This window comes from Citrobacter sp. wls826 (assembly GCF_005281245.1).
Lineage (GTDB): Bacteria > Pseudomonadota > Gammaproteobacteria > Enterobacterales > Enterobacteriaceae > Citrobacter > Citrobacter braakii.
In genome coordinates, this window is the sequence record NZ_SZWS01000022.1 from 30,483 (window position 1) to 34,271 (window position 3,789).

Annotated in this window: 5 protein-coding genes and 1 pseudogene; 2 read left to right on the forward strand and 4 right to left on the reverse strand. The window is 53.4% G+C overall.

The features are described from left to right. A pseudogene (locus FDW87_RS21785) lies at window positions 1–126 on the forward strand (electron transfer flavoprotein); the annotation flags it as partial. A gap of 50 nt (window positions 127–176) precedes the next feature. Here FDW87_RS21785 and FDW87_RS04560 read toward each other — a convergent pair. The 4 genes from FDW87_RS04560 to queD all read right to left on the reverse strand — a co-directional run bounded on the left by FDW87_RS04560 (window position 177) and on the right by queD (window position 2,735). Beyond that, entirely contained in the window at window positions 177–752 is a 576-nt protein-coding gene (locus FDW87_RS04560; RefSeq protein WP_016154221.1) for a glycerol-3-phosphate responsive antiterminator, read from the reverse strand. 16 nt (window positions 753–768) lie between these two features. Then, window positions 769–1,029, reverse strand: a complete 261-nt coding sequence (locus FDW87_RS04565) for a ferredoxin family protein (protein WP_075847512.1) — start codon at window positions 1,027–1,029, stop codon at window positions 769–771. Beyond that, window positions 1,020–2,291, reverse strand: a complete 1,272-nt coding sequence (locus FDW87_RS04570; RefSeq protein WP_137379495.1) for an FAD-dependent oxidoreductase — start codon at window positions 2,289–2,291, stop codon at window positions 1,020–1,022. The genes FDW87_RS04565 and FDW87_RS04570 overlap by 10 nt, the downstream gene beginning before the upstream one ends. A gap of 81 nt (window positions 2,292–2,372) precedes the next feature. Continuing rightward, the gene (gene queD / locus FDW87_RS04575) at window positions 2,373–2,735 is read right to left on the reverse strand and encodes a 6-carboxytetrahydropterin synthase QueD (RefSeq protein WP_016154218.1); all 363 of its coding nucleotides are present in this window, start codon (window positions 2,733–2,735) and stop codon (window positions 2,373–2,375) included. A 305-nt stretch (window positions 2,736–3,040) separates the two neighbouring features. On the opposite strand from queD, the gene FDW87_RS21790 reads away from it, so the two are divergent. Then, window positions 3,041–3,789 (forward strand): flavodoxin domain-containing protein (locus FDW87_RS21790; protein WP_252363009.1); only part of this gene is annotated, 749 nt, incomplete at its 3' end.

A 3,789-nucleotide genomic window follows, 5' to 3' on the forward strand; every position in this document is an offset into this window, starting at 1 on the left:
CAGAGCCGGTTTGTGGTGGCGATAAACAGTGACGCCAGAGCGCCGGTCTTTTCACAGGCGGATGTCGGGATTGTGGATGACTGGCTGCCGGTGCTGGAGGCGTTGGCAGCCATCGCAGAAAATTAATTCAGGGGGATGCCGGGTCAGGTGTTTACACCGCTATCCGGCGGCTCGGGTTAATGCAGCTTTTTCGCTAACGTCCAGACGTCGGTGTTGGTAGTTGAAAGCGCTGCTACACCAGCTTTCATCGCATTGCGAGCGTCCTCTTCATCGCAAACCAGACCACCGGCAATCAACGGCTGGCGTATTTTTTCCGTCACCCATCCCAGCACTTTTGGCATGCATCCCGGCAGGATTTCAATACAGTCCGGGTTCGACTGTGCGACCTGCTTATCAATGTTGTGAAAGGAGATGGAGTCGACGATAAACAGGCGATGAATACAGAAAAAGCCCTCTGCCCGCGCCGCTTTCAGCATCGACGCTTTGGTACTGATGATGCCGTCGGCCTCGGTGACCAGCTTCAGAAACTGGATCACCACCTCTTTATTAGACGCGCCCTCCAGCAGATCAACGTGGATAAATGCGTATTTACCGGCAGTTTTAATCTTCTTCACGATATGGCTGATGGTGCAGATATTGCCGTACAAAACAGAGATGAACTGGCATTCGGAATCGATGGCTAATTGCAGACTGGCGTTGTCTTTCACCGCGGCAATGACAGGATTCTGGCGGAGCAGGTGTAACAGGGGCATAAATTATCCTATTAAATTATCCAAATCGGTAAGTGATGCCAAAGCCGGACGCGGGGTAGCGCCACTGTTGCAGCGTTTTTTCATCACACAGCAGTCGACAGGTGCCGCACTCCAGGCAGCCGCGAAAGCTGACCCGTAGCTCACCTTCCGCCGTAAGAGAAAACAGTCCGGCGGGGCAGGATGCGATCAGCCGTTGTGCCGTTTCGCTGTCAACAACGGTCGCAGGAACAATATGTGAAATGTCGGCGGGACGCCAGACGTTACGGGCTACAGACATCGTAAGCTCCTGATGATATCGCCTGCCAGATGACGCAGGCCGTGACGACGAAACTGACGCCAGACAATCTGGCGCAGCGGGGCTACCGGGCGGTCGCCCTGATGCCAGATTTCATGGGAAATAGCCTCCATCAGCATGGGCCATTGACGATACCATCCGGGGCGCTGGAGCAACGCCGGAACATCCCGGTAACGTTGCAGAACGTCCCACAGCAGGCTGTGCTGGATGTCGTGGTGATAAGCCGGAAACAGATTTTGCGGCTCGCGTTTCCGGCAGGCGTTAATCAATGTTTGCGCCGCCGCCTGAGCGCCAATGAGCGCCATATCCATGCCGCGAACGGAGAAACCGGTATTCACACAGCTGCGCAGGGCATCGCCCACCAGCAGCCAGCCTTCTCCTGCATATTGTACGGGCAGGCTGTGCAACCCGCCTTCTGGAACCAGATGCGCACCATATTCCAGCGTTTCGCTGCCCCTGAGGAGCGGATGTAACGCCGGATGCGTCTTGAGCCGCTCCAGCAGTTCAGCCGTCGGGACATCGCTCTGTGCCAAAGAGGAGAGCGGACAAACCACGCCCAGAGAGAGCGTATCTTGATTGGTATAGAGAAACGCGCCGCCGGGAAGCTCGCCACAAATATTGCCACTAAACAGCATTGCCGCGCCTTCGTCATTGGATAAGCGGAAACGTTCCTCAAGTAACGATTTATCCAGCGCCAAAGTCTCTTTAATGCCTAATGCCATTGCGGCTGTCGAGGGACGCGGCAGGAATCCATAACGCTCTGCCAGCACGCTGTTTGCTCCTTCCGCCAGTACCACATAACGGGCGTACAGCGTCTCGTTATCGGCAATAACGCCGCAGACTCTGCCCTCTTCGATATGGAGCGCCTCGACCGTCACACCGCTGATAAACTGTACGCCTTCGGCCTCGGCCTGGGCGACAAACCACGGGTCGAAGCGGGCGCGCAGCAGGCTCCATGAGTCTCCCTCCGGTTGCAGGCTGGAGTACGTCGTTGCGCCATCGCGAGTCAACAGCGAGAGATTTTCCTGGGTAATTCGGCGTTCAAGTGGGGCTGAATGTTGGAAGTGGGGAAGAAGTTCACCGAGCGCGTGAGTATACAGACGCCCGCCGGAAAGGTTTTTACTGCCGGGAAGCTCGCCGCGTTCAATAAGCAAAACTGACAGTCCTGCTCGCACGCAGCGTAAAGCACAAGCGGTGCCCGCTATCCCTGCACCGATAATAATAATATCGAAATCGTCAGACATGTTGTGCTCCAGATATCCAGAGCACATAACCCTAACAGAGTGTTAGTTAAGGAAAATTGACCGTCGCCACAGACGATACAATCATTCCCCGCGATACACGCAGCCTGCTGTGCAGGTCTCTTTCACCATTACGGCACTCAGCAGAGGGACAACCGGTTTAACCTGATCCCAAATCCATTTGGCCAGAACTTCACTGGTTGGGTTTTCTAAGCCGGGAATATCGTTCAGATAGTAGTGATCGAGTCTGTTGTAAGTTGGCTTAAACGCGGCTTTTAACTCAGAAAAATCCATGATCCAACCGGTATGCGGATCGACTTCACCGGTAATTTCAAGACGCACCATAAATGAGTGACCATGCAGGCGGCCACACTTATGCCCTTCCGGTACATGCGGCAGGCGGTGAGCGGCTTCGAAGGTGAAATCTTTAAACAAGGTGGTGGACATTTTTTACTCTCAAGAATGCGAAAAACCGCCGTAGGGTACCGTAAAGAGCGAATTTTATCATTAGTTAAAAGGGCGCTGAGTATCAGAACGACCTATTCATGATGGTGATGTTTAATAATTATTGATATATCATATAGTTATCTAATCTGTTTTGATGTTAATAACTATAACTAAAACAGGTTAGTTCATTTGGTTATTTGTTATTTCTATCCCTTCTTTAATTGTTACTATCCCCGCCGTTAACCTTATCTTCAGTTTGGGTTTTATTGCTGAAATCCGCTTTGCTTACTGGAACATGACAACGCATGACGACACAGGCCCCACCTTCCGCTCTGCTACCGCTAAACCCGGAGCAACTGGCACGCCTTCAGGCGGCCACGACCGATTTCACTCCCGCACAGCTTGCGTGGGTTTCTGGCTATTTTTGGGGCGTGCTGAATCAGCAGCCAGGCAGCAATGCGGCGACTCCTGCGCCTGCTGCTGAAATGCCTGGCATTACGCTTATCTCCGCCTCGCAAACCGGTAATGCGCGTCGTGTGGCGGAAGCCCTGCGCGATGATCTGATCGCTGCAAAGCTCAACGTCACTCTCACCAATGCTGGCGACTATAAATTCAAACAAATCGCCAATGAGAAATTGCTGATCGTAGTGGCGTCGACGCAAGGGGAAGGTGAACCGGCGGAAGAAGCCGTAGCGTTGCATAAATTCCTGTTCTCGAAAAAAGCGCCGAAGCTTGATAACACCGCTTTTGCCGTGTTTGGTCTTGGTGACACTTCTTACGAGTTTTTCTGTCAGTCAGGAAAAGACTTCGATGCAAAACTGGCTGAGCTGGGCGGTGAACGCTTGCTTGACCGCGTGGATGCCGACGTCGAATACCAGGGCGCGGCAGCCGAATGGCGTGCTCGTCTGGTTGATGTCCTGAAAGCGCGAGCCCCTGCGGCATCGTCTGTGCAAGTTGCTGCGAGCGGTGCAGTAAATGAAGTACACACCAGCCCGTACACTAAAGAAGCGCCGCTGACGGCGTCGCTTGCGGTGAATCAGAAAATCACCGGTCG